Origin of the sequence: Stenotrophomonas sp. RS-48 (genome assembly GCF_030053245.1) — a bacterium.
GTDB classification, from domain to species: Bacteria; Pseudomonadota; Gammaproteobacteria; order Xanthomonadales; family Xanthomonadaceae; genus Stenotrophomonas; species Stenotrophomonas maltophilia_P.
Genome location: NZ_JASGBV010000050.1, coordinates 1 through 21,878 on the forward strand (window position 1 = coordinate 1; position 21,878 = coordinate 21,878).

A 21,878-nucleotide genomic window follows, 5' to 3' on the forward strand; every position below is an offset into this window, starting at 1 on the left:
AGGACCGCTCGTTGGTGGAGGTGGGCCCTACCGCAATGTGAATTTAAGTTGTTGATAGTACAGGCGGTTGGTGCTGGTGTTCGAAATCGATACCCCCAGCAATACCCCCATTCTATGCAGCCTTGGCGGGTTCAATTCCATCCCGCTCGGCGACGCGGGCGGCCTGCCAGGCATCCACCTCGGCCTCAATCCAGCCGACCGCGTTGCCGCCCAGGGGCACAGGCGCCGGGAACGTGCCGGCGCTGATCCGGTCATAGATCGTGGTCTTGCTCAGGCCCGTGCGGCGTTTGACCTCGGGCATCTTGATGAAAACGAGCGGCTCGGTAGCCATAGTGTCCTCCTTCAGTTCGTGGCCAGCGCAGCGCGCAGCTGCTCGGTGGCGGTGTTCATTGGTGTTTGGCCCCAGGCTGCTTAGCGGCTTCGTCAGCCCATGCAGCCAGTAGATCTGCCTGCGCTGGCCGAGGGTCGACAACGGGCCGCATCAGTCGTTCGTGCAGCATCGAATGGAACTCGGTGGCACCGACCCTGACCTTGATCCGGGCCATCGCCGACAGCAGCATCTGCACCTCGCCCTCGCTGAACCTCGGCGTGAAGCACCACGGGTCCTCCATGCGCCAGTAGCCCTGGCCAGGTTCGTGCCCCTTGGTTCGGAACACGCGGCGGCCTACTACCTCGAGCAACCCCCAGCGCTCCGGCATCTCCTCGGCTCGCAGCAGGCCCTTCGGCGCCATGAAGTAGCGGTACATGCCCAGGCCGAGCGAGGGGTCAGCCCGGAAGGGCTTCTTCCGGTCGGCGAGGAAGTCGGAGCGGCTCGCCTTACACTCGACCAGCATGGTTTGCCCACAGCGCCAGCCGATGGCGTCCGGGTTCTCGCCGTTGCCGGTCGCGGCGCACAGCTCCTCCAGCACCACCGAGCAACCAGCGCTCCCGCGCAGCCAGCGGCCGGCCGCCAGCACCAGTTCCGCGTGTGTCACGACGCACCACCAGTGGCATGCGCCATCACCCGCTGCGCCTCGGCCATGTCGCCGCGCGCCAGCGCCTGCAGGGCCAGGCCACGGGCCTCCCATGCGCGCACGGTTGCTGGTCGAGCCTCGGATAGATCCACCCCGGACATGCTGGCCAGCTGCCGGCCGACCTCGCGGTGGTCGATTGCCTCAGCCATGAGCGCACCTCCGCCAGCACCAGCGCAGCCCGGCGCGCGCGGCGCGGTAGCCCTGCAGCGCGATCCAGAGGGCGCCCAGCACCAGCAGGAACCCAACCAGGGCGAGCAGGTGGACCATTGCAGCGGTGAGCAGCTGGTCAGCCATGGGTCTGGCCTCGCTCATGCTCTTCGTTGAGCCGCTTGCACTGCAGCTCGGCCTTGTCCCAGCCGTTCGGCTTCAGAATGTCCCAGCGCGTCACCGTGCGACGTTCCTTGGTGTCGTTGACGTAGGCGTACCGACTGCCAGATGCCTTCAGCACCACGTAGCGGGGCAGATCCTGCTCGGTGTCGATGCTCATTTGCCCACCGCCTTGCCGTCGATGAGGGTCAGCAGTTCGCCCGCACAGAATCGTGCGTCTTCGCCACCGATCCGCATCCACTTCTTCGCCAGTTGACACACCGCGCCCAGGTCCACAGGCTCCGCGGGCGGGGCGGCGTAGAGCGGCACGATGCGCGGAGGGTTGGTCAACGCACTCACCTCCGAGATGCGAGATGCGCTTCTTGTAACCTCGAGCGATTCCAGCGGCATATCCGACCAATGGACAAGCCACGCCACCGGCTCCCCCACCGGCTGGCGGGCGTTGATCGGATCCGCGTCGCCAGCGCTATAGGCAAACACAATGTCGCGCCCGTGGCTGACCGTGATGGCGTCCTCGGCCACAGTGACACGGTAGTCGCCGACCTTCTGTGCGATCAGTGCCACCGGCTGGCGGGCGGCGAGGGCTGCTTGCAGTGCGGCGCGCATGCGGTCACGGCCGGACCACTCTTCGTTGTAGGTTGACCAGCCAGTCGGCCCGAGCGCAGCTTTGACCATTTCGTCCGTTACTTCCCCCCAACCACCCGGGGAGGGCTGGGCGGCAAACCAGCGCCGGATGTTGTCAGCGATCACCTGCGGATCGGCGATGTCGCCCCCGGGTACGCATGCAGCGAGCATTCCTTCCAGGTCGAAGATGCTGGACGGGGAGGGCTGGGCGGAGAGGGCGGCCTGCCAGCTCTTCCATGTCAGCTGGGCGACCGGATCGGCGTACACGTCCCGATGGACTGAATCGCGGTCGGCCATGATGTTCCCACCACGGTAGCTCTGAGCATGGGCCCACGCCTCAAACCGCGCCCGCTCGGCCTGACCTGCCTCGCGCGGAACCAGCAGCGCCGGCCCATCCCCGCGCAGCTCGCGCACGCGGTTGGCTACGTCCATCTTGCTCATGCCCGGCTGGCCGAAGAGCGCTTCGGCGATCTGTGCGTCGAGGCGCTGCTCTGCGCCGTCTGCCATCGTGGTGTTCATGCTTCGATCCTCTTGAAGGTGATGGCCCATACCCACGGATTGCTGTTCCAGTCGCCGCCGGTGCTGTCCCACAGGTCGGCGAAGATCTCGCGACAGTCCGCGTAGACCATGGGGCGCCCGGCACGGGGGTGGGTGCGCGGCAGTCGGATGTCGGGCAGGACATGCACGTCAGCGCCTTCCGCTATGGCGTCGGCCTCGCTGATCTCCTGCAACCGCTCGACGCGCACGTCGGTGATCTCCAGCACCAGGCGGCAGGCCCCGCGCGGCATGTGGATGCTGGGGCGCCAGCGGATTTCTTCGGCCGGCGGCACGTCCTCGAATCCGGCCGGCACGCACGCCGGGTAGTCGGCCCGGTAGACCGTCGGCCCGGGGTCGAGGCTGGTCGGCTGTGCCCACGTCTCCCGCACCCACAGACGGTCGCCGGGCTTACCGAATGGGCAGGCCAGAACGCGGTCGGTGTCCGGGCCAGCCGCCAGCGCCCACCACAGAGCGTTCTCGTCCTCCGCACCCCAGTTTCTCGGGTCGTGCTGGTCGTCGCCGGCACCGCCGATGAAGTCGAATGCGGGCGGAACCTTCACCGCGCGACGGGTCTGCGTCTTCTGCCCGGCCAGGATGGCGCGCACCATGGCGCCGTTGAACAGGATGGGGCGTTCCTTCGTCATGCCTGCGGTTCCTTGACGTCGTTCGGTGGTGTCCATCACGCAGCCTCCGCCATTGGCACAGCCAACGTGTCCAGGTTGGCTGCAATCAATGCGTAGAACGGTGGTGGGCTGACGCTGTTGCCGCACATGCGGACCTGCGCCGTGGTTTTCAGTGGCGTCCCGTTGGCAGTGCGATCGATGATGTAGCCGGCCGGGAATCCCTGCGCGCGGAACAGCTCATGCGGCTTGAGCATGCGCAGGCCGATATCCACGATCACGTAGGGGGTGCCCTTGATGACCACGGTGACCAGTGCCAGGCGGTCCTTTGTGGTGAGCGTGTCCACTGGGTCGCGCAGGTCCACCGCGATGCCGCTGCGGTAATACTTGACCAGGAAGGCGGCAACCCGCAGTGCGCCCGCCTCCTGCTCAGGGCTGAGGGTGCATTCGACCAGCGTTTGATTGCCGGCGCTGGTGATGGTCGGAACCTGGTCCGTGCCGCCGGCGCCGCAGTGGGCACTGGTGTTTGTCATTAGGTGGGCGGTGACCAGTCGCTGCTGGCTGCCGCTGGAGGTGATGGTGCTGACCGGGTCGCGCGCATCATTACCGTCGCCTTGGTAGAAGCCACCGTTGGCCTGTTCAAGGAATGCAGTGGCCAGCCCGTGGTGCTCGCCCTGTGCTGCGATGGTGGCGAGCGGCGCCTGCGGGTCAGCGCCGGCCATGTTGTTGCGGAGAGTCACCAGTGAGGCAGCGGCCAGTCCGAGCGCATGTGCTGCGCCTGCCGGGCGCGCGCTGCCAGCGCCGGAGGTTATCGTCGGCACCGGATCAGTTGCCGGGGTGCCAACGCTATCGCCCCGGAACTTGACCAAGTGCGCAGCTGCCACGGCATGCTTCACGCCGCCAGCAACCACTGTGCCCAGCGGCTGCTGCACATCGAGCGCGCGTGGAGATTGACCCTCCCGCTCGCCGTAACCGGTCTGCACCAGCGTAGGCGCCACGACCGCGGTGTCTGCCTTTGCAGTCATCGTATAGAGCGGTTCGCCGCCTGAGCGAGGCTCCGACTGTCCAGCCCGGCCGCCGACCCCGGCAAGGATGGGCGACACCACCGAGAAGTGTCCGCCCTTCACCTCGGCGCACATGGTGCGAAGCGGCTCATCCGCCGCCATGGTGCGCTGGGTGCTGGCGTTGGCATGCTCGGTGATGAACGCGGTGGCGGATGCGCTGTTGTCGGCGCACCTCGCTGGCACCGGGACCACGAAGGGGTCAGCGGCCTGCAGGACATGCCGCATCACTCCCTTGGCTACGCGGCGCATGGTGGCGTCCGCGAGGTCACGTTTACGTCCGAAGATGGACGGGCAGGGGATGGAGAAGTCCAGGCAGTCGGCGGCGGTCACGCGCGGCTTCTGGCCCGGCGCCGGGCCATGGCTGGCCTTGGGCCACACAATCGGCTCGCCATCGCGGCGGCCGAGCAGGAACAGGCGCTCGCGGCTCGTGCCGGCGCCGTAGTCGCTGGCAACCAGCTTGCGCCACTCGACCACATAGCCCAAGGCACGCAGCGCCGCCACGAACTGCCGCCACGTGCGGCCGCTGTGCCGCTTGTCGGGAACGAGCTGCTGGTTCTCCACCGGCACGCGCTCGCCGCGCGCTGCAACAGTCCCGTCCATCTTGATGACGCGGCCGGTGTCCTTGCAGCGCTTCGCCACCAGCGGACCCCAGGTCAGGATCTGCCAGACGTTCTCCATGGAGATGATGCGCGGCGCGGTGTTGGTCCCGTGCAGGCGATCAGCGCGCAGCAGCTGGCCAACCCACTTCAGCACCACCCACGACAGGGCGCGGGTCTTCCTGCTGCGCGGCTGGCCGCCCTTGGCCTGGCTGAAATGAGTGCAGTCCGGTGAGGCATGGAACCAGCCGATGGGGCGGCCGGCGACGTCCACGCGCGGGTCTGCGTGCCAGATATCCTCGCGGTGGTGCTGGGTCAGCGGGTGGTTGGCGGCGTGCATGCCGATGGCTAGCTCGTCGTGGTTGTACGCCAGGTGCGGATCGACACCAGTGGCCTGCTTGATGGCCTCGCTGGCGCCACCGCCGCCGGCGAACAGGTCCACGACGATTTCGCCAGGGCGAAGACGGGAAAGCTGCGGCGGCGGGAAGTTGAAGGAGCGGGAGCCGTCTGCCATTGGTTCCTCAGAATCGAAAGTGGGTTGCTATGCGGCCTTGGCCGGGTTGGAACTGCACAGCGCGGCCAAGGCTTCCAGCCGCACTGCCTCTGCCATGTAGTGGTCGTGTCGCTCCTGCCGGATTGCTGGCGGGAACTGCACGTCAGTGAGCGCGTGCGCAGCGGCATCTCGGTTGGCCTTGGCCAGCCGCGCCGGATCGTGGTCGAAGATGTCGAGTTGGGTACGCAGCTTCATCGCGCCTCCGATGTCAGGTCATCGCCCGACCGTGGATCTGCCAGAACATGTCCTTTAGTTCCTGGGGCAGGAACGGCAAGGAACGACACGCGAGGTAGGCACGCTCCACCACCAGGTCAGCGTTGGCGATGGGGGCGGGCGCGTTGGGAAGGGAACTCAGACCGCGTGCCTTGCACTCGCTAAGGATCTCTGCGTCATCGAACCCATCCAGATCGATATCTATGGTCACCTGTGCCATGTCCGCTTCCTTACGCTGCCTTCGCCGGCTCTTCGACCTTGCGATACGGGTACTTCGCCGGGAACGGCTTGATGTACTTGCCGAAGTGCTTGCCCAGAGATTCCGAATCACGGAACGCTGCGAACTCTGCTGCGTCGAAGTTGGAGTAGTGGTACAGGCTGCCGGGGGCGCCTTCGCCGCGGCGGCTCGTGAATCGGATTGCCAAGGTGCTGGTCTCTGCATCGTGGCCGATGCTGTGAATCTGGGAGGACTCGACGTCCTGCATGTCGATGCGGATTGCCATGGTGGTCTCCTTCGGAATGGGGGCCGGTCTTTCCCGGCAGTCAGCGGCGTTGCATCCGCACCACTCGTTCACCCATGAGCTTTCGCTGGGGCGGGTTACGTCTCCCGCGCGGCCCGCTGCTGCAGCAGCCCCGCCGTGTAGGTTCGATCAGGCCGCGAGCGGATAGCTCTGGCCGTTGGCTGCCGATTGCAGGACGCGGATCGCGGCGGCGAGGATCGCCGGCAACTGGTCGGCGGCATAGAGCTTGGCCCCGCGTTCGGTCGCCACCGGATCGAAGCCAAGCCGACGCAAGCCTTCTGCATCGATCTTGAGTGGCGCGATCAGATCCACGATGTCGCCGAGCTTCAGCCTCTTCCCTTCATCCACCCAGGGCGCGCGGTCCTCCATCGCAACCGAGGCTGGCACTGCCTGGACGGCTGGCTGAGGCTTCGCCTCGGGCTTGGGGTCCTGCGCCGGGGGCACGGTTGGCTGCACGGCCGCAACTACCAGTTGCTGCGCGCGCTCCTCCTCCTGTTTGCGGATCTGCTCGCGCTCTGCGTCGAGGCGGGCCTGCTCCGCCAGCTGGTGCTGGGCGATGCGGGCGGCGATCAGGTTGCGCAGATCCTCCGCCGACTTCGTGGAGCACAGCTGCACGCGGTCGGGGAACAGGGCGACATGGGTGCCGACCTCCATCTCCAGGACGCGGATGTTGGTGCGGATCCGCTCGGCTGACTGGCTCGCATCGACCTTCGCGTTGGCGGCGACGGCGTCCACCGCTTCCTGCATGCTGGCGAACGAGCGCTTGCCTTTCATGGCTTCGCCGATATCCGCGACGAGCGTGGCGGGCATCGGGATGCCGTACTCGCCCATCGTCTCGTTGATTGCCTGCACGTGCTGTTGCACGGCACGGCGGGCAGCGTTGCCGATCTCGGTGCGGCGATCATCCTTGCGGGTCTTGACGCGATTCTCCAGCGCCAGGCGCTTGGAGCGGGCCTCCTCAGCGATCGCGTCGATGGTCTTGAACAGCAGGTCGATGCTCTGGGTCTGGCTGAGGGCGTGCTGCTTGGCCGCCTTCAGCTGGTCCTCAATGTCGCCGCACCACTTCACGGTCTTCTCTGCATCGGCAAAGTCCTGGTCGGTGACCAGCTCCGTACTGATGCCCTGGAACACGGCAATGGCCTGTTCCTTCCACTCGGCAAGGTTCGACGCGGTGACCATGCCGGTCACCTCAATGCGCAGTGCGGGCATCTGATCCGGAGCGCGGCCAGCGGCCACCGGCTCCGCGGCCGGCACCGGCTCGTAGGCAGCTACGTCCGCCTCGAACTGTGCCCAGCCCGCCACGATCTTGGCGCGCAGTTCCGGGTTCGGGGTATACCAGCAGTGCCGCTCCTCGACCAGCTCGTCGCCATTCCACTTCGATGCCATGAACAGCACGCGCTCGGCGCCGCTGACCATGGCCTGATGCTCCATCTGCACCTGGTAGTGCAGCGGCAGGCAGGCGTCGGTGCCGTCCAGCGGCATGGCCAGACGCAGGTCGTCGTTGAGCGATTTGTGCTCGAAGGCTTTGTCCTCCAGCAGGGTCAGACCGTCGAAGCTGGCCGAGAACTTGCCGTCGACACCGACGCAGGGATACAGCTCCTCGCCGATGATCTGCTCGGCCAGCGGCCGGGCGAGGTCTTCGAAGCGGTGGCCATCGGCAAAGCGCTGCAGGGTGCCGGCGTCGTGCTCGATGGTCGTGCCGGTGGCGAACTCGCGCAGCAGCTGGCTGCGGGTTTTATACGGGCTGCAGCCCATCATGGCCGGTGCGTCGCTGGCGTTGAAGTGGCTGGCGCGGTGGGCATGCCACTCCGGGGTGCCCTGGATCAGGTTCACGGTGCGCATGCTCAGCCCTCCACCGCAGTCTGGGTCCGGGCGTCGGCGTCGGTAGCGACGTCGCTCTGCGGTTTGCCTTCGCCATCCGTGTCGTCCTTGGGCGGGTTGCGGATCTTCTTCAGCTGGTCTGCGGTGAAGCGCGCACGCGTCTGCAGCGTGGCGATCAGGTCCTCGGCGGACTTCTTGCCGCTGGCGATGATGTCCAGCCACTTCGGCAGGTTGGCCGCGAAGTCGGCTTCGGAGTACAGCGGCAGCTGCTTGTCGGCCTGCCCCTCAACGGCGACGCGCTGCTGCTCCCCGCTGGCAGAACCGGCCTGCGGGATGTCCATGACTTCTTCGGCGATCGGCATGCCGCGCAGGACGTCCGGGAAGACGTCTCGCAGGGCGAAGGCGCGGGCGCGCATCTGGCGCATGCGCTTCGGGTACTGGGTCCAGGGTCCGGTCTTACCCAGCAGGCCTGCCACCTTGGCGTCCTCCATGCTGAAGGTGCGTACCTCCTCGGATTCACCGCGGCGCTTGACCCGGCACACGGCCGTGCTGCCGTCGTCGGCCTCTGTGATGTACTCACACAGCGGTGAGCTGCGCACCAGCGCAATGACCGCGTCACCCCAGAGGGCAGGGCGACCGTTGATGATGGCGAGGTTCTGCAGCGCCTGCAGCGGCTTCAGGCCGAGCTCGGCACCCCACTGGATGGCGATCAGGCAGTTGCCGGGCTTGCCCTTGAAATCCTTCGGGACGAAGTCGCTGTCAGCGAGGTAGTCGCAGAACTGCAACGCCTGGTCAAAGGTCTGCGGGCTGAGGTCGAACTGCTGGCGGGGCTGGGTGGAAAGAGCGGTTTGCTGAGCAACGGCGTTCATCGAATGTCGTCCTTGGGGAAGTTGATGCGGGTGAGCGGAGCCGCGCGGCGAATGGCGCGGCGCTGAGCGAGACCGGTGACGAATGGGTGCCATGCTTGTCGGGCCTCAACCACGGCACGGAGGGCAAAGAACCCCGCACATGCGAGCCCCAGCACCACGAAGGAGTCGGCGCCGCGCGGGTACGCGGCCGTTGCCAGCGCTATGCAGAATCCGACCAGCATCGCGTTGAGGGCGGCGGGGACCAGCAGTGCAATCGGATGCCGGATCACGGGGCCACCGCCTTTGCCAGGTCCTGCACCAGCAGGACGCCGATGGCTCCAAGCCCGGTCATGCAGGCAGCCATGCCCAGGTAGATCGCCAGATCCTTCAAGACTTCGAGATGCAGCTGGATGGTTTCCCGCTTCACGCTTCACCTCCAAAGGTCATGACCATGCGCGCCCGACGGCAGCGCTCGCTGATTTCGTTCTGCTTCGGGCGGGAGAAGCCCGCCTCGATGAACTCGCGCTCGACCGCCTTGACGTTCAGGCCAGCGCGACGTGCGGCCATCCGGACGGTCTCCAGCTGGTACTTCTGGCTGTCGGTCTGGATGGGGAAGAGGGCGACGGCGCTCATGCGGCACCGCCTTGGACGCGGGCGACGGCTGCGCGCAAACGGTCCAGCTCCGGCTGGTCCATTCCTTCTTCGGAGATGGCCGGCTCCACCGCTACGAGCAGCTCGGAGATTGCTGACAGAGTGGCGGCGTCCTGGTTATCCGGCCCCCACTTCTTCGTCGCTTCCCTCGCGTTGTAGCGAAGGACAGCCAGCACATCGACAGGGGCGCTCATGCCGCACGCTCCGCGTCGATCGACAGTGCGAACGGGTTGGGCAGGGCACGGTAGGTGTCGATGAGGGCCTGACGGCGCTTCCGCATGGACTCGACCTTGCTCAGGTCCATGCCGGTGTCGGACAGCTCGTCCGGGAACCCGATCATGGTCAGGGCGTGGCGGCGTGCCGCCTCCCAGGCCATCTCTTCGGTGGCGCCAGCAAACAGCGCTGCGCGATAGGCGGTCTCCACGCCGGGCATGCCCAGGCCAGAGTTCTTCAGGTTTCCGATCAGCACCGGCACGTTCCGGCGCTGGCGGCGGACCTCGGCTTCGGGGTGCAGTTCCGTGACGGCGGCCATGGTCAGCACTCCAGGCCGAACAGGCGGTGGCCGAAGGCCAAGCCGGCCGCCGCGGCGAACACGGTCCCGGCGTACACGGCACCGATCCAGATCCACAGGGGGCGACGCTTGATGCGCATCTCGGGGTCTCCTTGCCCCAGAAGTGGGGCGCAGGAGTAGTAAACACCACGTTTCCCTGTAACGCAACCGCGATGTGTACTGGTCGATATCGGTACGTGTACTGGTTAAGCTGGCGTTTATGTATCTGGGAGGGGCAAAAAAAAAGCCCCGCAGGAGCGGGGCCGTTACGCAGTTACCGAGATTTCAGGCTACTGAATGGTGCAGTCTCCAGCGCTGGGGAACCCGATGACTTCGCCTTGCCCTGTGCAGCTCACGGTCACCGACTGCCCCTTCGCAAGCGCGCCGGCTGCCTCCTTCGATATCCCGTGCAGTTGCACCCACTCAAAGTCGCCCGCAGCAAGTTGGACGACCGGAGAGTCGGAGAAGTCGGACTGGATCGACTCCACCTTGCCGCTGATCAGGAGAGCCTTGCCCTTGAACTGCGCGTCCGCGGCGATTTCATTGGCGGTATAGGCTCTGTAGAGCTCTCCGGCTGTGATTGCGATTGGGCCGGCCTTGATCTCTGCCGAAGATGACTCGCTGACCGGCGATGTCCCGGACGTAGATGCTGCGGCTTTCTGTCTTGCGTCCGCTGCCTGGCCAGCAGCGCCAACCGCACCCGCGAAGAGCACGAACCCTACGAAGTACACGATTGGCGACACCACCAGCGAACAGATCAGCTGGAACACGCCCTTCATCGCGCCACCCTTGGCCATCGCGACGATCGCCAGGATGAATGCCACCAGGTTGAGCGGCCATCCCAGAAAAAGGCCAAGGCCTGGGATCGGGACCAGGAAGCAGATCCACGCGATCACGAGCACGATCCACGCTGCTTTGCCGGCAGGGTTAGCCTGCACATTCCCTGTTGCTATCGCGTTCAAATTACCCCCCATCAATGAAGTCTATCGGCCGAAACAGCGGCGTCGGCCATTGGCGCCGTTACTGAAAGCCTTCCGCACCGGGCCGCACGAGCCCTGGAATCTCGGTGAAGGCCACACCTTCCTCTCGGCACTCCTGGGCCCTTTGCATCTTCGATAGCAAGCCCAACAGCTCGGAATCGCTAAGAGTCTCCATCACGCCGTGCACATGCATGGTCTCCTGCCGTATCAGCCAGTTCAACCAGAAGAGGTTCCCGAGGTCACGGATGCGGCGATAAAGAACGTCGCGCTGCAGCGCTGACATCCTGTGTTCGTCCCCTTGGGCGCCCACGACTCGAAGAAGTCCCTCCTTCGCCCTCGGCTTCAGGCCCATGGACGAAGAAATCATCCTGGCCATCTCCTGCAGCTCCACATCGCTGATACCCATTGACCCCCTCCTCATCTAGATTGAACGTGCGCGACCAGCTCCAATGCAGCCTTGTAGGCATCCAGTTCAGTGGGAAAGCCATTGGCCCATCGCTCCGCGACCATTGCCACGGCCCGATCTGACAACTCTTCCTTTTGCTGATCGGTGAGCGGGATGTTCCCGTCCAGCACGAGCCGCACCAGCTTCGTCGCGTCGCGCAGTATCTGGCGCTGTTGTCTTGCAGATTGAGACTGAACAGCAGGGGACTCTGCGCTCGAGACGAACATTGGCAGCTGGCCATGAAGGATCCAGTCCACATTGATTCCCAGCACGCGCTGCGCCTCGATCGCACCCTCCTTGGACACGCCTCGCGACTTCCAGTTGGTGACCCGTTGCTTTGACACAGACAGCGCTGCCGCCAGATCCGTGGACGCGGTGATCGGCGGGTCGAGTTTGGCGGCGGCCGCAAATAGGCGGCTGGAGGAGTCACGGAGTTCGGCCATGGGGCGATTATCCGCACCCCCACGAATCGCGGTACACGCGGGGTTGACTAATTGGCATTTCATGGTGTGTACTGTCCGCCATGGACACCCCGCACCCCGACTCCCGCGTGATCGACAGCTTGGGAGGGCCAGTCAAGCTGGCCCGCAGGCTTGGCATCGACAACCGTCAGCGCGTCCAGAACTGGAAGGCGCGCGGCATACCTGCCGATGTGCTCCTGGCGCACCCCTGGCTGCGGCGAAAGGTCCTTCTGGCCCGCGCTGAGGCCGAGAAGGCCGGCGAAGAGATGGTCCGTGCGGCGTGAATTGCTCATGGCCCGACTCCGCCCCAAAGCCACATGACCTTGCCTCCTTCTTCGGGGACGGGGCCCAGGTCGGGCAGGGGTAGGGGGCGGACCTTGAGCTCGCCATTGATTCGACGGAGCGCGAAGGCTTTCCCGCACAAGCGGACCAGCGTCACCACGCCATCCCTGGCGCTGCTTTCTGAGTAGTTCATCTCCATGGCGCAGATGCTGCGCCGGCCCACCAGCCCGATCCACGTTCACGAAACGGTCCAATGAACATCACCGACGCTGCGCACAAGACTGTAAAGGACTCACCCGGCGGCGCCGAAGCGCTGGCAACGCGTTTGATCACTACCAACGACAAGGGCGAAGAGAAGCCCATGTCGGGGGCGGTCCTTCGTAACAAGGTCAACCCGAACAACACCACGCACAAGCTGGGCTGGGAAGAAGCCAGCGAGATCATGGGGCTGACCGGTGACCACCGGATGTTGTTCGCGCTGGCGGCCGAGCACGGCTACGGCGTCCACCGCCTGGAGCTTCCGGACGAGGTCGGCTGCTTGACCAGCACCATTCTCGAGACTGCTGCGGTCAAGGGGCAGTTCGCTGAGCTGCTGCACGAATGCTTGAAGGACAAGCTGATCACCGAGAACGAGTTCTCTGGCCTCCAGACGGCTGCGGCGGCAGTGCAGTCGGCCCTGATCGTACTGATGTCCCGCCTGCGCGAGGCCAAGGGCCAGGGGCAGGTGCTTTGAGGAACGCGAACACTCCGAGCGCGTAACTGCCTATCAGATCGCGGCAGTTAGAGCGCATCGCCGCACATCTCTGCCATCACGATGAAGGCACCACAGCGAGGCTCAACCATGAATCTTCCCGCACGCAACACCGATCCCGATACCAGCCATGAGGCCGCGCGCCACATCGTGGATTCTGGCGCACGCAAGGCCCAGCAGCAGCGCGTCGCCGCGGCGGTCCGACAGCATCCCGGGATGACCAGTCGTGAACTGGCCGACGCTACCGGCCTTGATCGCCACATGGTCGCCCGCCGGCTGCCCGAGCTTGAAGCGGACGGCGTCGTTGTCCACGGTGCGCCGCGCAAATGCCGTATCAGTGACATGCGTTGCCAGACCTGGCTGCCGGTGTTGAACGACAACGAGACGCCGCTGGCAGCCTGACATGGATCCTTTGGTCTCCCCCGACGTGGACCTGCGCGGCATGCCATTCATGCCGCTAGACGTGTCGAGACTGCGCGATAGCGAGCTGGCGATCATGGCGACCGGCGACGAGTTCAGGGCGGCCGTGCTGCTCTGGTGCGCCGCATGGAATCAGTTGCCGGCAGCCAGCCTTCCGGACAACGACCAATCGCTGGCCGCGTATGCCGGCTTCGGGCGGGATGTTCGCGGCTGGCTGGCCGTGAAGTCAGGCGCGATGCGTGGGTTCGTGCTGTGCAGCGATGGCCGCTGGTATCACCCGGTCGTCGCTGAGAAGGCCCTAGAGGCTTGGGCCGAGCGGCAGGAGTACCGCGCCGGCAAGAGCAATGAAGCCGAACGGAAGAAGCGCGAGCGCGAGTGGCGCGGCTTGGCGTTCGACGCCTTGCGCGGTGTGGGTGTAACTCCTCCCTGGAACATCAAGACCGGAGACCTGCGGAAGCTGCTCGAGCGCCACGAACTGCAGGTTTCGCTGGTCGATGCTCGAGGGAATGGGAGCAAGGCTGGGGGCGAGGAGGGCAGTCAAGACTCGGTCGATTCCGGAGTTCCGCCAGTCACAAACAATGTCACACGACCTGTCACGGTGACAGGTCACGGACGTGTCACGGCTAAGACAGGGACAGGGACAGGGACAGGGATATCTACTCCAGATACATCACTGCAAGCCTCAGAGATTCCTGAGGGGTTCACCGCTGCGGGTTGGGCCAGCGTGCAGATGCGACGTGCCGGTTGCCATACCGCCAGCTCCAGCCATCCGGATCTGATCGCTGCGGTTGAGGTCGAAGGGGTGCCGATCCAGATGCTGGTCGACCTGGTTGTGGAGGGAATGGCGCGTGATCCACCTCCCGAGAAGCTCTTCAAATGGGCCATCGCCGCCGCGCGAGGCCGACACGCCGAGGGCGCCAAGCCCGTCAACTCGAGCAACGGATCGAACCATGGAACACGTCGCCTCTCACCTGCCGAACGCACCGCGCAGTTTGCCCTCGAAGGCGAACTCGCCGACGCCGCAGACGCCGCCACCTTCGCAGGCACCGGCCACGGCTATGCGGACGCTCTGGGTGCGGATGGCTGAAATCTACGGGTTCAAGTGGTCCAGCGCATACGGCGAGAACCCGAACGTCGGCGCCGCGGTGACGTGGGCGAAGGGCTTGGCCGGCTTGAGCGGCCGTCAGCTGGCCGACGGCCTGGCCGCCTGCATCGCCAGTGCAGAGCCGTGGCCACCGACGCTGCCGCAGTTCCGGATGATGTGCCTTGGCATCCCACCGTTCGACGCCGTCCGTGCCGACACGGGCAAGCAGGACGGATTCACCCGGCTGGTGTGGCAGTACCTGGATGGCCATCGCTACCGGCTGGCCAGTGCCGACAAAGCCGACAAGCTGCTGCTGGCGGCCTACAACCGGGCCAAGGAGGCCGTGATGCGCGGCGCGGAACTGCCGCCGGCGCCCGAGGCCCACATCGCGCACGAGGTGGCTCGGTCCGCACCGGCAACGCGCGAGCAGGTGGCACGGCACATGGATGACATCGCCCGTGAGCTCGGTATCGGCATGGCCGCTGATCCGCAGCCTGCAGCCGAGGAAGAGACCACTCGCGACCGGGAGGGTGTGCGCCATGCCGCGTGAGCTCCCGCGCCTGCTCCTGCAGCTGCGCGATGCAGCCGAGCCGGTCGCTGAGGCCGGCTGGTACGTCTGCTACGGCTACGGAGAGAAACCTCTGGTCATCTACGCCACGCGCGGCCAGACCGCGTGGCGCCTTGGAATGCGGCAGGTGCCGATCACGCACTACGCAGGACCATTGACCAAGAGGGAGGCGGCATGACCACCATCCGTCCCGAAGACTGGAAGCAGCGCGGTGAGGGGATGATGACCCCCAAGCAGCAGCGCATGCTCAACGCCATCTGCGGCGACTTGGCCGAGGGCCTGTCCTGGCACGGCCAGCGCCTGACTAAGGACGACTGGCGCCACATGGTCGCGGGCACGATGCTGGGTTGGCGCCTGATGCCGGCGATCGACCGGGGGCAGGGCGCCCCCGGAATGATCATGCTCGGCGGCTCAAGCCTGAAGCTCACCAAGTCGATGGCCTGCGACGCGATCACTGTGCTGGTGCAGATCGGTGATCACCCGGAAGAGCAGGGCCTACGCGCCAAACCGGTTCGCTGGTCCGACACCGTGCTGCTGGGGCTGGGCTTCAATCCTCGCGATTTTGCGGAGGCTGCGTGAAGTCGATGTCCGTGGCGCTAATGTTCCCGCTTTACAAACCGGGAGTCGAGCTTCTCAGCAAGATCGTGGGCCAACTTGGCCAACGTTCTAGTCTGCGAAATTACGTGCTGAAAGTGCTCTTGAAGTGCAGATTCCTGAGAATCGGTGTGGGGGGGATATTCTTCAATGAATTGATCCGCGCTGATTCGGATCATCGCAGAGGTGATGTCTATTGGATGCGCAAGCATGCGCTCTACGTCCTCAAAGACCAGCATGGAGCTTACCGGCGTCCTAGGCAGCATGCTCATGATGGCGCGCAGACATGTGTGCAGCCCCCGTGTAGTGATATCCCTGCCCTTTGCCTCCGCCAACATTCTCTCGTAGATGCCGATGGTCATCTGACAATCGATCAGAACGGCGCGCGCGCTGACGAATCCACTCGTCTTGGCCGACTCGATCTCGCGCAAGCGGAGCTTGTGTGCTTCGTTCGCGTAATGCATAGCACCGATGCCAACCGCCCAGGTGCCAAGTGCAGCGATGATTGCGGCAGTTATAGTCAGCGTCGACTCGATAGACAAGGCGTTCGGCCAAGGTGCAATCGCCATGATGCCTATGGCGACGCCGAGCGCGATGCATGCCGCCTGTTGAATCCCATTGAATGTCTTTTGCATGAGCTGCTTTCCGACGGGCAGGTTTGTGGCGCGACCATCATATTATCGAAGCGGGCAGGAGCATCCCATGCACGGTAATTATCGGGATCGATCCCTGCTGGACCTGGCGTACCGCATCCAGTGCACGCTCCTCATCCCTGGCGTTTGCGTGGGCGGATACGGAGAGCCCTGCCACAGCAACCAGAGCCGCCACGGAAAGGGCGGAGCACTGAAGGCCCACGACTGCTTCTTCGCCAGTGGCTGCCGGGCCTGCCATCAGGAGTTGGACCAGGGGCGGCGCTACACGGAGGAGGAGAAGGCACTCATCTGGCAGGCCGGCCATGAACGAACCGTTCTCGCCATGTGGCAGGACGGACTGGTCATGGTGGCCGTATGACCATCCGGATCGTGGTCTATGGATCCCCGGCACCTCAGGGGAGCAAGGCCTTCAAGGGCACCTACAAGGGCAGGGATGGGCTCATCCACGCCAAACTGGTGGAGGCGTCGAAGAAGGTTCGTCCCTGGCGGCAGGACGTGAAGCTGGCGGCCGAACAGCTGCGCGAGGCACTGGGTCTTGCCGTGCTGGACGAGCCCCTGCAGGTCCGGATGACCTTTACGTTGCCCAAGCCGCTGAGGGCCCCGAAGCGCCGAAGGGTCTTCCCCAGCAAGTTGCCCGACTTGTCAAAGCTCGTGCGATCGACTGAAGACGCTCTGACCGACGCAGGCATCTGGCGCGACGACGCGCGAGTGGTGGAGTGCACCGCGGCGAAGCGCTACCCGGGCGAGGGGGTGGACGCGCTCGATGCACCTGGTTGCGTGATCGAGATCAGCAGGGTCGAACCATGAGCCTCGCCGCCGCTGTCCGATTCTGGATGGGTGAGCACCCCGGCTGGCACCTCGCTTCCGAGATCGCCGATGGCATGCAGGCGTGCGGAATCAACAGAAGGAAGGCCATCAAGGCGCTTTGCAACATGGCCGACGCCGGGCTTGTCCAGGTAGCCGGCAACCGCCGACACATGCGCTACACCATTGACCGGCCAAGCCGGGACCATATGCAACAGGAGAGAAAAGATGGCTGACCGACGCGAACTGCTGGCACGGCTCAATCCCCAAACCTGCAGGTTTGATGTCGGGCAGGGCGGTGGCACGCCCTCGTTGCAGACATCCGACATCGCCGCCGCGCTGGGAATGGTTCCTCCCGGGCTTGGCCGTGAGGTGATGGAGGCCGTCTACCTGCCAGATGGGGCAATGCGGCATCGGGCTAAGTTGGCCGAGGCGGTGCTTGCAATCGTGCGCCCAGAGTTCACCCGGCGTGCGCGTGCGCTGGCCGAGGCCGAAGAGGATCTGAGCTTCTCCAAGGAAATGGTCAGCCTGAGCCGGCGCAGTCTGTCCGACGCTCAGCGGCGGATCCTGCGGGAACGGGAGGCTGCGGTGGCGAGCGCACGCGCCAACGCCTGGCCGAGGAACACCTACCAGCACCTCTCACGCATGGTCGACGCAGTGGTGGCGGAGCTGGCCAGCGGCAACCGCTGCCCCAACTGCAAGGGCACGGGACTGGTGAACGACAAGGGCTGCCCTGAGTGCAGGTGCACCGGGATCGAGCCCTTGCCGGATCGCCGGCGAGCGATGGCTATGGGTTGCCATCCTGTCGACTATCCCAAACGCTGGAAGCAGGTGTTCGAGTGGCTTCTTTCAGAGCTCAATCGAGAGGCCGAACATGCGGCAAGGCAGTTCTCTCGCGCGTTGAGTGATCGCGAATGGCGGGCACAGGCGCAAGCTGCATAGGTCTCGCGGATGTAAGGTTGCAGACTTTACATTTTGGCGTGCAGAATCCTCACCATCGCGAGGTTTGGCCACCGGCCAACCTCACTGCCTCAGCCCTGCCAGCGTGCGGGGCTTTTTGTTATGCGGGTCTGGCCGAGTGGTCAGGCTGCAGCCTTCCAAGCTGCCCACATGGGTTCGATTCCCATGGCCCGCTCCATTTACGCCCGCAACCCCCGACCGGATCAACCCTCGCGCCCAGCCGGCAGCGGGGCGGGCACCTATGCAGGAGACCCCATGGTGAGCATCGAGACCGTCGCCGCCGGCATGGGCTTCTCACCCGCGCTGGCGCTTGCACTGGAACGGGCGTGCATCCGTTTCGGCATCAACACCGAGCTGCGGGTCTGCCATTTCCTCGCCCAGGTGGCGCACGAGAGTGGAACCGGGCGGTGGCTCAAGGAGCTGTGGGGGCCCACCCCGGCCCAGTCGCGCTACGAGGGCCGCAAGGATCTGGGAAACACACAGCCCGGCGATGGGTTTCGCTTCCGAGGGCGGGGGGCCATCCAGCTGACTGGCCGTGACAACTACACCCGTTACAGCCAGGCCATCTACGGCGATGATCGCGCGGTCCGCAATCCGGACCTGCTGGCCAACCTTCCGGACGCTGCGCTCGCCGCTGGCTACTTCTGGCAGCGGGATGGGATCAACTCGGTCGCAGACCGGGACGACGTGCTGGCAGTGAGCCGCGCTGTAAACCTGGGTAATCCCGACAGCAAGGGGCTGCCGAACGGTCTGGAAGACCGGAAGGCCAAGCTCAAGCTGGCTAAGGCGCTCTACGCGAAGATGGTGTCCCGATGACCGAGCCAGTGAGCGCCCTCAAGACCATCGTGGGCATGTTCACCGCTGCGGTGGTGGCGCCTGCTACCGCCGACGCTCTCCGCGAGGCCGAACGGATCATCTTGGGCGTCCCGCAATCGGTGCTGTTGGTCGCTATGGCCGGAGCGTTGATCGGGGTCCTGCTGCTGCCTGAGAAGGACGCCGAGAGGGTGGCAGCTGACGCCAGCCGCCGGCGCGGTCACCGCCTGCTACAGACCGCTGCTCGCTGGGCAGCCCTCGCGGTCGCTGTCGTGGCCTACGCCATTGTGGCTGCCTGGGTAATCGCTGTGGCGGCCTCGATCTGGCCGACCCTTGCCGGAGCACCGCAGCTGCCCCTGGCCGGCCTGTCAGGTGTTCTCATCCGCCGGCTGTTGCCCGGCTACGTGCGCATGGTGGAGAAGGCCACCGGCGCCATCGGAGGCGATAAGCCATGAGCGTCCTGATTCGATTCCTGTTGGCGGTCTGGAACCTGGTGATCGGTGCCGCGGCCGATGGGCTCCAGTGGCTACGGCGTCCAGGGAGCAAGATCAAGCTGGTGTGCGCTGTCCTGGCGTTCGGTTGCATGGTCTCGGGCCTGACCGCCTACGAGAAGGAGCAACGGATCCGCGACTTGAGCGCCCAGGTGATCAAGGTCCGGGCTGACTGGAAGGCAGATGCCGCCCGACTGCAGGCCGACGTGGATACCCGCGATCAGCGCTTGGCCGAGGTCGCCGCCGCACTGAGGGCAGAAGCCGAGAAGCTACAAGCCCTGCGGGACGAGAGCGCTGAGGCGCTGCGGGCCTTGGCCGGCAAGGTCGAAGCGTCCGAGAAGGAGGCTTCCACATGGCGCAGCCGCTATGAACAGCGGCCCGACACATGCAAGGCAGCCCTGGAGCTGCTCGATTCCGCCTGCCCGACGTTGAAGGGGTACTGACATGCGCGTCATCGTGGTTGCTACCGCGGCGCTGCTGGCTGCGTGCCAGGCGGCGCCTACCAAGCCCAACCCGCCGCCGGCAGCGGTCATCAAGGTGCAGGTGGCCACCTACGTCCCAATCGACCCCCAGCTGCGCAAGCGCTGCAAGTGGGTGAAGGACGCACCGCAATCGGCGGTGTTTGACGTGAGCAACGGCCGGAAGCGATGCCTGGACCAGTACGAAGCCCAGTTCGACGCCATCGACCAGGTTCAGGGAAAGCCGGTGCCCTGAAGCAGGGCTGGCACTCGGGCGCAGTGTGGCAGAAGGCGTTACACGCCCATCAGCTTCCACCCTTCATTGGTGATCTCGACCTCGTCACCGTTGACCAGAGCGACATAGCCCTGCTCGATTGCCCAGCGCAGCTGTTCGACCGTGACGTCATTGCCGTTGCTGATCGCCAGAACAATAGCCTGCTGCTCGGCTGGTGCGTATTGCATGAGTTCGCTCCTTGTTTAATCAGGATGGTAGCTGATGAGTCGCCCAATGCCGCCCTCAGGCATGCTGGACATAGCCCTTGAGGACCTGACCCAGCAGTTCAGGCCTGCGCCCGAGGTGTGGGCATGGATAGAGGGGGAGGTCCTGGACGAAGGGGGGAACATCCACAACCCGGATCACCAGCACCTCCAAGGCGCGGACGTTGCAGTCCTCTGGGCGTCCTCCTCGTTCACCAAGCAGGGCAGGACCGTGGTGGGGCAGGCCGAGCTGGTCGCCTTCCGGGCCGGTGGGTGGCAGAAGGCCCGTATGGAGCGCCAGATGGTCGACTGGTTCGGCCGGGTGCCGGATGCAGTCATCACCCTGGCCGCCGACTACTGCGCCGAGTGCAGCGATACCGACTTCTGCGCGCTGGTCGAGCATGAGCTCTACCACCTGAGCCAGGAGACGGATCAGTACGGTGCCCCGAAGTTCCACAGGGACGGCACCGCCTGTCTGGCCATGCGAGGGCACGATGTGGGCGAGTTCGTCGGCGTGGTGCGCAGGTACGGAGCCAGTGAGGAGGTCCAGCGGATGGTGGACGCAGCAAGCAGGCTGCCCGAGGTGGCCAAGATCAACATCGCTCGGTCCTGTGGGACCTGCCTCCTGAAGGCGGCATAGACACGACCGGGCACGACAAGGCTGAACAGAGATGCCCGCCCTTGATTCCCATGTAAAGACCTTCATCGTCCAGCAGCTGGCGTGCTTCGACACGCCCAGCACGGTGGTGGAAGCGGTCAAGAACGAGTTCGGGGTGACGGTCAGCCGCCAGACGGTGGAGTCCCACGACCCGACCAAGCACGCCGGTCGGAAGCTGGCGCAGCGGTGGGTGGACCTGTTCAACAGCTCCCGAGAGCGTTTCAAAGCCGAGACGGCGAACATCCCTATCGCCAACCGGGCAGTGAGGCTCCGGGCCCTCAACCGCATGGTGAACCAGGCCGAGAGGATGAAGAATCTGGGCCTCGCCGCGCAGCTCATCGAGCAGGCGGCAAAGGAGACTGGTGGCGCGTACACGAACCGCCAGCAGATTGAACACAGCGGCCCCAACGGCGGGCCGATCCAGAGCGCCGACATGACCCCCGGCCAGTTCCGAGAGGAGGCGAAGAAGCTGCTGCAGGAGGTGTGAAGTGCCCGAGCTGACGGCTCAGCAGAAGCTGGTTGCGGCCGAGCTGGCGCGCGAGGACTTCTATTTCTACAGCCGCTACACGTTCCTTCGAAAGAAGGGCTTCCAGTGGATGCGGGCCAAGCACCATGCGCCATTGTGCGCAGCCTTGGACCGAGTCTTTCGGGGCGAGTGCAAGCGCTTGGTGATTAACCTGCCGCCGCGGTACTCCAAAACCGAGCTCGCCGTCGTCAACTGGATGTCCTGGTGCTTGGGCAAGGTGCCGGACTCCGAGTTCATCCACATCAGCTACGCCGCGCCGCTGGCACTGAACAACAGCGCCAACACCCGCGAACTGGTGCAGCACGAGGTCTACGGGGAAATCTTTCCCGAGGTCGAGTTGCGCAAGGACAGCAGCGCCAAGGGAGACTGGCGGACGACCAAGGGCGGGGTGGTGTACGCCACCGGTGCCGAGGGCACTGTCACCGGCTTTGGCGCGGGCAAGGCCCGGCCTGGCTTCGGTGGCGCCATCATCATCGATGACCCGCACAAGCCGGGTGAGGCCGACAGCGACACGG

Annotated in this window: 40 protein-coding genes, 1 tRNA gene and 1 pseudogene; 19 read left to right on the plus strand and 23 right to left on the minus strand. The window is 65.2% G+C overall.

The window, feature by feature from the left end; translation table 11 throughout:
• Window positions 1–112 precede the first annotated feature (112 nt).
• From QMZ25_RS10580 to QMZ25_RS10680, 21 genes are all read right to left on the minus strand, one after another.
• A complete protein-coding gene (locus QMZ25_RS10580) occupies window positions 113–331 on the minus strand; it encodes an AlpA family transcriptional regulator (protein WP_053517467.1) in 219 nt (72 codons plus the stop codon).
• A 55-nt stretch (window positions 332–386) separates the two neighbouring features.
• Window positions 387–974, minus strand: a complete 588-nt coding sequence (locus QMZ25_RS10585) for a hypothetical protein (RefSeq protein ID WP_283219593.1) — start codon at window positions 972–974, stop codon at window positions 387–389.
• Window positions 971–1,162 carry a hypothetical protein gene (locus QMZ25_RS10590; RefSeq protein ID WP_283219594.1) on the minus strand — a complete coding sequence of 64 codons (192 nt, stop codon included), beginning with the start codon at window positions 1,160–1,162 and terminating at the stop codon, window positions 971–973. The genes QMZ25_RS10585 and QMZ25_RS10590 overlap by 4 nt, the downstream gene beginning before the upstream one ends.
• Window positions 1,155–1,307 (minus strand): hypothetical protein, encoded by a 153-nt coding sequence (locus tag QMZ25_RS10595; protein ID WP_283219595.1) that lies wholly within the window; start codon window positions 1,305–1,307, stop codon window positions 1,155–1,157. Before QMZ25_RS10595 ends, QMZ25_RS10590 begins: the two co-directional genes overlap by 8 nt.
• Window positions 1,300–1,500 carry a hypothetical protein gene (locus QMZ25_RS10600; protein WP_283219596.1) on the minus strand — a complete coding sequence of 67 codons (201 nt, stop codon included), beginning with the start codon at window positions 1,498–1,500 and terminating at the stop codon, window positions 1,300–1,302. The genes QMZ25_RS10595 and QMZ25_RS10600 overlap by 8 nt, the downstream gene beginning before the upstream one ends.
• Complete coding sequence (locus QMZ25_RS10605; protein ID WP_283219597.1) at window positions 1,497–2,483, minus strand: hypothetical protein; 987 nt, start codon at window positions 2,481–2,483, stop codon at window positions 1,497–1,499. The genes QMZ25_RS10600 and QMZ25_RS10605 overlap by 4 nt, the downstream gene beginning before the upstream one ends.
• Window positions 2,480–3,181 (minus strand): hypothetical protein, encoded by a 702-nt coding sequence (locus tag QMZ25_RS10610; RefSeq protein ID WP_283219598.1) that lies wholly within the window; start codon window positions 3,179–3,181, stop codon window positions 2,480–2,482. Before QMZ25_RS10610 ends, QMZ25_RS10605 begins: the two co-directional genes overlap by 4 nt.
• Window positions 3,181–5,295 carry a DNA cytosine methyltransferase gene (locus tag QMZ25_RS10615; protein WP_283219599.1) on the minus strand — a complete coding sequence of 705 codons (2,115 nt, stop codon included), beginning with the start codon at window positions 5,293–5,295 and terminating at the stop codon, window positions 3,181–3,183. Before QMZ25_RS10615 ends, QMZ25_RS10610 begins: the two co-directional genes overlap by 1 nt.
• Before the next feature lie 27 nt (window positions 5,296–5,322).
• The gene (locus QMZ25_RS10620) at window positions 5,323–5,529 is read right to left on the minus strand and encodes a hypothetical protein (protein ID WP_283219600.1); all 207 of its coding nucleotides are present in this window, start codon (window positions 5,527–5,529) and stop codon (window positions 5,323–5,325) included.
• Between the two features lie 13 nt (window positions 5,530–5,542).
• Window positions 5,543–5,767: a hypothetical protein gene (locus QMZ25_RS10625; protein ID WP_283219601.1), complete on the minus strand. Its 225-nt coding sequence runs from the start codon at window positions 5,765–5,767 to the stop codon at window positions 5,543–5,545.
• 10 nt (window positions 5,768–5,777) lie between these two features.
• Window positions 5,778–6,050 (minus strand): KTSC domain-containing protein, encoded by a 273-nt coding sequence (locus QMZ25_RS10630; RefSeq protein ID WP_283219602.1) that lies wholly within the window; start codon window positions 6,048–6,050, stop codon window positions 5,778–5,780.
• A 147-nt stretch (window positions 6,051–6,197) separates the two neighbouring features.
• Window positions 6,198–7,910, minus strand: a complete 1,713-nt coding sequence (locus tag QMZ25_RS10635; RefSeq protein ID WP_283219603.1) for a lambda-exonuclease family protein — start codon at window positions 7,908–7,910, stop codon at window positions 6,198–6,200.
• A 2-nt stretch (window positions 7,911–7,912) separates the two neighbouring features.
• Window positions 7,913–8,758 carry a hypothetical protein gene (locus tag QMZ25_RS10640; RefSeq protein ID WP_283219604.1) on the minus strand — a complete coding sequence of 282 codons (846 nt, stop codon included), beginning with the start codon at window positions 8,756–8,758 and terminating at the stop codon, window positions 7,913–7,915.
• Window positions 8,755–9,027 (minus strand): hypothetical protein, encoded by a 273-nt coding sequence (locus tag QMZ25_RS10645; RefSeq protein ID WP_111185490.1) that lies wholly within the window; start codon window positions 9,025–9,027, stop codon window positions 8,755–8,757. The genes QMZ25_RS10640 and QMZ25_RS10645 overlap by 4 nt, the downstream gene beginning before the upstream one ends.
• Complete coding sequence (locus QMZ25_RS10650) at window positions 9,024–9,164, minus strand: hypothetical protein (RefSeq protein ID WP_279924411.1); 141 nt, start codon at window positions 9,162–9,164, stop codon at window positions 9,024–9,026. Before QMZ25_RS10650 ends, QMZ25_RS10645 begins: the two co-directional genes overlap by 4 nt.
• Window positions 9,161–9,370: a hypothetical protein gene (locus QMZ25_RS10655; protein ID WP_111185492.1), complete on the minus strand. Its 210-nt coding sequence runs from the start codon at window positions 9,368–9,370 to the stop codon at window positions 9,161–9,163. Before QMZ25_RS10655 ends, QMZ25_RS10650 begins: the two co-directional genes overlap by 4 nt.
• Window positions 9,367–9,582, minus strand: coding sequence for a hypothetical protein (locus QMZ25_RS10660; protein WP_283219605.1), 216 nt, complete (start codon window positions 9,580–9,582; stop codon window positions 9,367–9,369). The genes QMZ25_RS10655 and QMZ25_RS10660 overlap by 4 nt, the downstream gene beginning before the upstream one ends.
• Window positions 9,579–9,920: a hypothetical protein gene (locus QMZ25_RS10665; RefSeq protein WP_053517484.1), complete on the minus strand. Its 342-nt coding sequence runs from the start codon at window positions 9,918–9,920 to the stop codon at window positions 9,579–9,581. Before QMZ25_RS10665 ends, QMZ25_RS10660 begins: the two co-directional genes overlap by 4 nt.
• Before the next feature lie 308 nt (window positions 9,921–10,228).
• On the minus strand, window positions 10,229–10,912 hold the full coding sequence (locus tag QMZ25_RS10670; RefSeq protein ID WP_283219606.1) for a hypothetical protein: 684 nt from the start codon (window positions 10,910–10,912) through the stop codon (window positions 10,229–10,231).
• Window positions 10,913–10,958: 46 nt separating this feature from the next.
• Window positions 10,959–11,324, minus strand: a complete 366-nt coding sequence (locus QMZ25_RS10675; protein WP_249844439.1) for a hypothetical protein — start codon at window positions 11,322–11,324, stop codon at window positions 10,959–10,961.
• Between the two features lie 11 nt (window positions 11,325–11,335).
• A complete protein-coding gene (locus QMZ25_RS10680) occupies window positions 11,336–11,806 on the minus strand; it encodes a helix-turn-helix domain-containing protein (RefSeq protein ID WP_283219607.1) in 471 nt (156 codons plus the stop codon).
• Between the two features lie 80 nt (window positions 11,807–11,886).
• Between QMZ25_RS10680 and QMZ25_RS10685 the strand changes: the two genes are divergently transcribed.
• From QMZ25_RS10685 to QMZ25_RS10715, 7 genes are all read left to right on the plus strand, one after another.
• On the plus strand, window positions 11,887–12,108 hold the full coding sequence (locus QMZ25_RS10685) for a hypothetical protein (RefSeq protein ID WP_171955615.1): 222 nt from the start codon (window positions 11,887–11,889) through the stop codon (window positions 12,106–12,108).
• 251 nt (window positions 12,109–12,359) lie between these two features.
• Entirely contained in the window at window positions 12,360–12,839 is a 480-nt protein-coding gene (locus QMZ25_RS10690) for a phage regulatory CII family protein (protein WP_111185500.1), read from the plus strand.
• Window positions 12,840–12,947: 108 nt separating this feature from the next.
• Window positions 12,948–13,259: a winged helix-turn-helix domain-containing protein gene (locus QMZ25_RS10695; RefSeq protein ID WP_283219608.1), complete on the plus strand. Its 312-nt coding sequence runs from the start codon at window positions 12,948–12,950 to the stop codon at window positions 13,257–13,259.
• A 1-nt stretch (window position 13,260) separates the two neighbouring features.
• Window positions 13,261–14,364, plus strand: coding sequence for a DUF1376 domain-containing protein (locus QMZ25_RS10700; protein WP_283219609.1), 1,104 nt, complete (start codon window positions 13,261–13,263; stop codon window positions 14,362–14,364).
• Entirely contained in the window at window positions 14,357–14,911 is a 555-nt protein-coding gene (locus QMZ25_RS10705) for a hypothetical protein (RefSeq protein WP_283219610.1), read from the plus strand. Before QMZ25_RS10700 ends, QMZ25_RS10705 begins: the two co-directional genes overlap by 8 nt.
• Entirely contained in the window at window positions 14,901–15,107 is a 207-nt protein-coding gene (locus tag QMZ25_RS10710; protein WP_283219611.1) for a hypothetical protein, read from the plus strand. The genes QMZ25_RS10705 and QMZ25_RS10710 overlap by 11 nt, the downstream gene beginning before the upstream one ends.
• Window positions 15,104–15,508 carry a recombination protein NinB gene (locus QMZ25_RS10715; protein ID WP_283219612.1) on the plus strand — a complete coding sequence of 135 codons (405 nt, stop codon included), beginning with the start codon at window positions 15,104–15,106 and terminating at the stop codon, window positions 15,506–15,508. Before QMZ25_RS10710 ends, QMZ25_RS10715 begins: the two co-directional genes overlap by 4 nt.
• 17 nt (window positions 15,509–15,525) lie before the next feature.
• Here QMZ25_RS10715 and QMZ25_RS10720 read toward each other — a convergent pair whose 3' ends face one another.
• Window positions 15,526–16,158 (minus strand): hypothetical protein, encoded by a 633-nt coding sequence (locus tag QMZ25_RS10720; protein WP_283219613.1) that lies wholly within the window; start codon window positions 16,156–16,158, stop codon window positions 15,526–15,528.
• 67 nt (window positions 16,159–16,225) lie between these two features.
• Here QMZ25_RS10720 and QMZ25_RS10725 point away from each other — a divergent pair, with 67 nt between their 5' ends.
• The 9 genes from QMZ25_RS10725 (at window position 16,226) to QMZ25_RS10765 (ending at window position 19,958) form a co-directional block, all read left to right on the plus strand.
• Window positions 16,226–16,534: a nuclease domain-containing protein gene (locus QMZ25_RS10725; protein WP_283219614.1), complete on the plus strand. Its 309-nt coding sequence runs from the start codon at window positions 16,226–16,228 to the stop codon at window positions 16,532–16,534.
• A complete protein-coding gene (locus QMZ25_RS10730) occupies window positions 16,531–16,983 on the plus strand; it encodes a RusA family crossover junction endodeoxyribonuclease (RefSeq protein WP_283219615.1) in 453 nt (150 codons plus the stop codon). Before QMZ25_RS10725 ends, QMZ25_RS10730 begins: the two co-directional genes overlap by 4 nt.
• Window positions 16,980–17,216, plus strand: coding sequence for a hypothetical protein (locus QMZ25_RS10735; RefSeq protein ID WP_283219616.1), 237 nt, complete (start codon window positions 16,980–16,982; stop codon window positions 17,214–17,216). The genes QMZ25_RS10730 and QMZ25_RS10735 overlap by 4 nt, the downstream gene beginning before the upstream one ends.
• Window positions 17,209–17,922, plus strand: a complete 714-nt coding sequence (locus tag QMZ25_RS10740; RefSeq protein ID WP_283219617.1) for a hypothetical protein — start codon at window positions 17,209–17,211, stop codon at window positions 17,920–17,922. Before QMZ25_RS10735 ends, QMZ25_RS10740 begins: the two co-directional genes overlap by 8 nt.
• A 122-nt stretch (window positions 17,923–18,044) precedes the next feature.
• Window positions 18,045–18,118 (plus strand) — tRNA-Gly (locus QMZ25_RS10745).
• 77 nt (window positions 18,119–18,195) lie between these two features.
• Window positions 18,196–18,756, plus strand: coding sequence for a hypothetical protein (locus QMZ25_RS10750; RefSeq protein WP_283219618.1), 561 nt, complete (start codon window positions 18,196–18,198; stop codon window positions 18,754–18,756).
• On the plus strand, window positions 18,753–19,208 hold the full coding sequence (locus QMZ25_RS10755; RefSeq protein ID WP_283219619.1) for a hypothetical protein: 456 nt from the start codon (window positions 18,753–18,755) through the stop codon (window positions 19,206–19,208). The genes QMZ25_RS10750 and QMZ25_RS10755 overlap by 4 nt, the downstream gene beginning before the upstream one ends.
• Entirely contained in the window at window positions 19,205–19,687 is a 483-nt protein-coding gene (locus QMZ25_RS10760; RefSeq protein ID WP_283219620.1) for a hypothetical protein, read from the plus strand. Before QMZ25_RS10755 ends, QMZ25_RS10760 begins: the two co-directional genes overlap by 4 nt.
• 1 nt (window position 19,688) lies before the next feature.
• Window positions 19,689–19,958, plus strand: a complete 270-nt coding sequence (locus tag QMZ25_RS10765) for a hypothetical protein (RefSeq protein WP_283219621.1) — start codon at window positions 19,689–19,691, stop codon at window positions 19,956–19,958.
• Between the two features lie 38 nt (window positions 19,959–19,996).
• Here QMZ25_RS10765 and QMZ25_RS10770 read toward each other — a convergent pair whose 3' ends face one another.
• Complete coding sequence (locus QMZ25_RS10770) at window positions 19,997–20,164, minus strand: hypothetical protein (protein WP_283219622.1); 168 nt, start codon at window positions 20,162–20,164, stop codon at window positions 19,997–19,999.
• A gap of 61 nt (window positions 20,165–20,225) precedes the next feature.
• Here QMZ25_RS10770 and QMZ25_RS10775 point away from each other — a divergent pair, with 61 nt between their 5' ends.
• From QMZ25_RS10775 to QMZ25_RS10785, 3 genes and pseudogenes are all read left to right on the plus strand, one after another.
• Window positions 20,226–20,819 carry a putative metallopeptidase gene (locus QMZ25_RS10775; protein ID WP_283219623.1) on the plus strand — a complete coding sequence of 198 codons (594 nt, stop codon included), beginning with the start codon at window positions 20,226–20,228 and terminating at the stop codon, window positions 20,817–20,819.
• Window positions 20,820–20,850: 31 nt separating this feature from the next.
• Window positions 20,851–21,324 carry a DUF2280 domain-containing protein gene (locus QMZ25_RS10780; protein ID WP_283219624.1) on the plus strand — a complete coding sequence of 158 codons (474 nt, stop codon included), beginning with the start codon at window positions 20,851–20,853 and terminating at the stop codon, window positions 21,322–21,324.
• Between the two features lies 1 nt (window position 21,325).
• Window positions 21,326–21,878 (plus strand): annotated as a pseudogene (locus QMZ25_RS10785) (terminase); the annotation flags it as partial.

Bases quoted from the DNA above. Each gene is read 5' to 3' on its own strand.
- QMZ25_RS10580 (WP_053517467.1), bottom strand. From the start codon at position 331: ATGGCTACCGAGCCGCTCGTTTTCATCAAGATGCCCGAGGTCAAACGC.
- QMZ25_RS10590 (WP_283219594.1), bottom strand. From the start codon at position 1,162: ATGGCTGAGGCAATCGACCACCGCGAGGTCGGCCGGCAGCTGGCCAGC.
- QMZ25_RS10595 (WP_283219595.1), bottom strand. From the start codon at position 1,307: ATGGCTGACCAGCTGCTCACCGCTGCAATGGTCCACCTGCTCGCCCTG.
- QMZ25_RS10600 (WP_283219596.1), bottom strand. From the start codon at position 1,500: ATGAGCATCGACACCGAGCAGGATCTGCCCCGCTACGTGGTGCTGAAG.
- QMZ25_RS10605 (WP_283219597.1), bottom strand. From the start codon at position 2,483: ATGAACACCACGATGGCAGACGGCGCAGAGCAGCGCCTCGACGCACAG.
- QMZ25_RS10610 (WP_283219598.1), bottom strand. From the start codon at position 3,181: ATGGACACCACCGAACGACGTCAAGGAACCGCAGGCATGACGAAGGAA.
- QMZ25_RS10615 (WP_283219599.1), bottom strand. From the start codon at position 5,295: ATGGCAGACGGCTCCCGCTCCTTCAACTTCCCGCCGCCGCAGCTTTCC.
- QMZ25_RS10620 (WP_283219600.1), bottom strand. From the start codon at position 5,529: ATGAAGCTGCGTACCCAACTCGACATCTTCGACCACGATCCGGCGCGG.
- QMZ25_RS10625 (WP_283219601.1), bottom strand. From the start codon at position 5,767: ATGGCACAGGTGACCATAGATATCGATCTGGATGGGTTCGATGACGCA.
- QMZ25_RS10630 (WP_283219602.1), bottom strand. From the start codon at position 6,050: ATGGCAATCCGCATCGACATGCAGGACGTCGAGTCCTCCCAGATTCAC.
- QMZ25_RS10635 (WP_283219603.1), bottom strand. From the start codon at position 7,910: ATGCGCACCGTGAACCTGATCCAGGGCACCCCGGAGTGGCATGCCCAC.
- QMZ25_RS10640 (WP_283219604.1), bottom strand. From the start codon at position 8,758: ATGAACGCCGTTGCTCAGCAAACCGCTCTTTCCACCCAGCCCCGCCAG.
- QMZ25_RS10655 (WP_111185492.1), bottom strand. From the start codon at position 9,370: ATGAGCGCCGTCGCCCTCTTCCCCATCCAGACCGACAGCCAGAAGTAC.
- QMZ25_RS10660 (WP_283219605.1), bottom strand. From the start codon at position 9,582: ATGAGCGCCCCTGTCGATGTGCTGGCTGTCCTTCGCTACAACGCGAGG.
- QMZ25_RS10665 (WP_053517484.1), bottom strand. From the start codon at position 9,920: ATGGCCGCCGTCACGGAACTGCACCCCGAAGCCGAGGTCCGCCGCCAG.
- QMZ25_RS10670 (WP_283219606.1), bottom strand. From the start codon at position 10,912: ATGGGGGGTAATTTGAACGCGATAGCAACAGGGAATGTGCAGGCTAAC.
- QMZ25_RS10675 (WP_249844439.1), bottom strand. From the start codon at position 11,324: ATGGGTATCAGCGATGTGGAGCTGCAGGAGATGGCCAGGATGATTTCT.
- QMZ25_RS10680 (WP_283219607.1), bottom strand. From the start codon at position 11,806: ATGGCCGAACTCCGTGACTCCTCCAGCCGCCTATTTGCGGCCGCCGCC.
- QMZ25_RS10685 (WP_171955615.1), top strand. From the start codon at position 11,887: ATGGACACCCCGCACCCCGACTCCCGCGTGATCGACAGCTTGGGAGGG.
- QMZ25_RS10690 (WP_111185500.1), top strand. From the start codon at position 12,360: ATGAACATCACCGACGCTGCGCACAAGACTGTAAAGGACTCACCCGGC.
- QMZ25_RS10695 (WP_283219608.1), top strand. From the start codon at position 12,948: ATGAATCTTCCCGCACGCAACACCGATCCCGATACCAGCCATGAGGCC.
- QMZ25_RS10700 (WP_283219609.1), top strand. From the start codon at position 13,261: ATGGATCCTTTGGTCTCCCCCGACGTGGACCTGCGCGGCATGCCATTC.
- QMZ25_RS10705 (WP_283219610.1), top strand. From the start codon at position 14,357: ATGGCTGAAATCTACGGGTTCAAGTGGTCCAGCGCATACGGCGAGAAC.
- QMZ25_RS10710 (WP_283219611.1), top strand. From the start codon at position 14,901: ATGCCGCGTGAGCTCCCGCGCCTGCTCCTGCAGCTGCGCGATGCAGCC.
- QMZ25_RS10715 (WP_283219612.1), top strand. From the start codon at position 15,104: ATGACCACCATCCGTCCCGAAGACTGGAAGCAGCGCGGTGAGGGGATG.
- QMZ25_RS10720 (WP_283219613.1), bottom strand. From the start codon at position 16,158: ATGCAAAAGACATTCAATGGGATTCAACAGGCGGCATGCATCGCGCTC.
- QMZ25_RS10725 (WP_283219614.1), top strand. From the start codon at position 16,226: ATGCACGGTAATTATCGGGATCGATCCCTGCTGGACCTGGCGTACCGC.
- QMZ25_RS10730 (WP_283219615.1), top strand. From the start codon at position 16,531: ATGACCATCCGGATCGTGGTCTATGGATCCCCGGCACCTCAGGGGAGC.
- QMZ25_RS10735 (WP_283219616.1), top strand. From the start codon at position 16,980: ATGAGCCTCGCCGCCGCTGTCCGATTCTGGATGGGTGAGCACCCCGGC.
- QMZ25_RS10740 (WP_283219617.1), top strand. From the start codon at position 17,209: ATGGCTGACCGACGCGAACTGCTGGCACGGCTCAATCCCCAAACCTGC.
- QMZ25_RS10750 (WP_283219618.1), top strand. From the start codon at position 18,196: ATGGTGAGCATCGAGACCGTCGCCGCCGGCATGGGCTTCTCACCCGCG.
- QMZ25_RS10755 (WP_283219619.1), top strand. From the start codon at position 18,753: ATGACCGAGCCAGTGAGCGCCCTCAAGACCATCGTGGGCATGTTCACC.
- QMZ25_RS10760 (WP_283219620.1), top strand. From the start codon at position 19,205: ATGAGCGTCCTGATTCGATTCCTGTTGGCGGTCTGGAACCTGGTGATC.
- QMZ25_RS10765 (WP_283219621.1), top strand. From the start codon at position 19,689: ATGCGCGTCATCGTGGTTGCTACCGCGGCGCTGCTGGCTGCGTGCCAG.
- QMZ25_RS10770 (WP_283219622.1), bottom strand. From the start codon at position 20,164: ATGCAATACGCACCAGCCGAGCAGCAGGCTATTGTTCTGGCGATCAGC.
- QMZ25_RS10775 (WP_283219623.1), top strand. From the start codon at position 20,226: ATGCTGGACATAGCCCTTGAGGACCTGACCCAGCAGTTCAGGCCTGCG.
- QMZ25_RS10780 (WP_283219624.1), top strand. From the start codon at position 20,851: ATGCCCGCCCTTGATTCCCATGTAAAGACCTTCATCGTCCAGCAGCTG.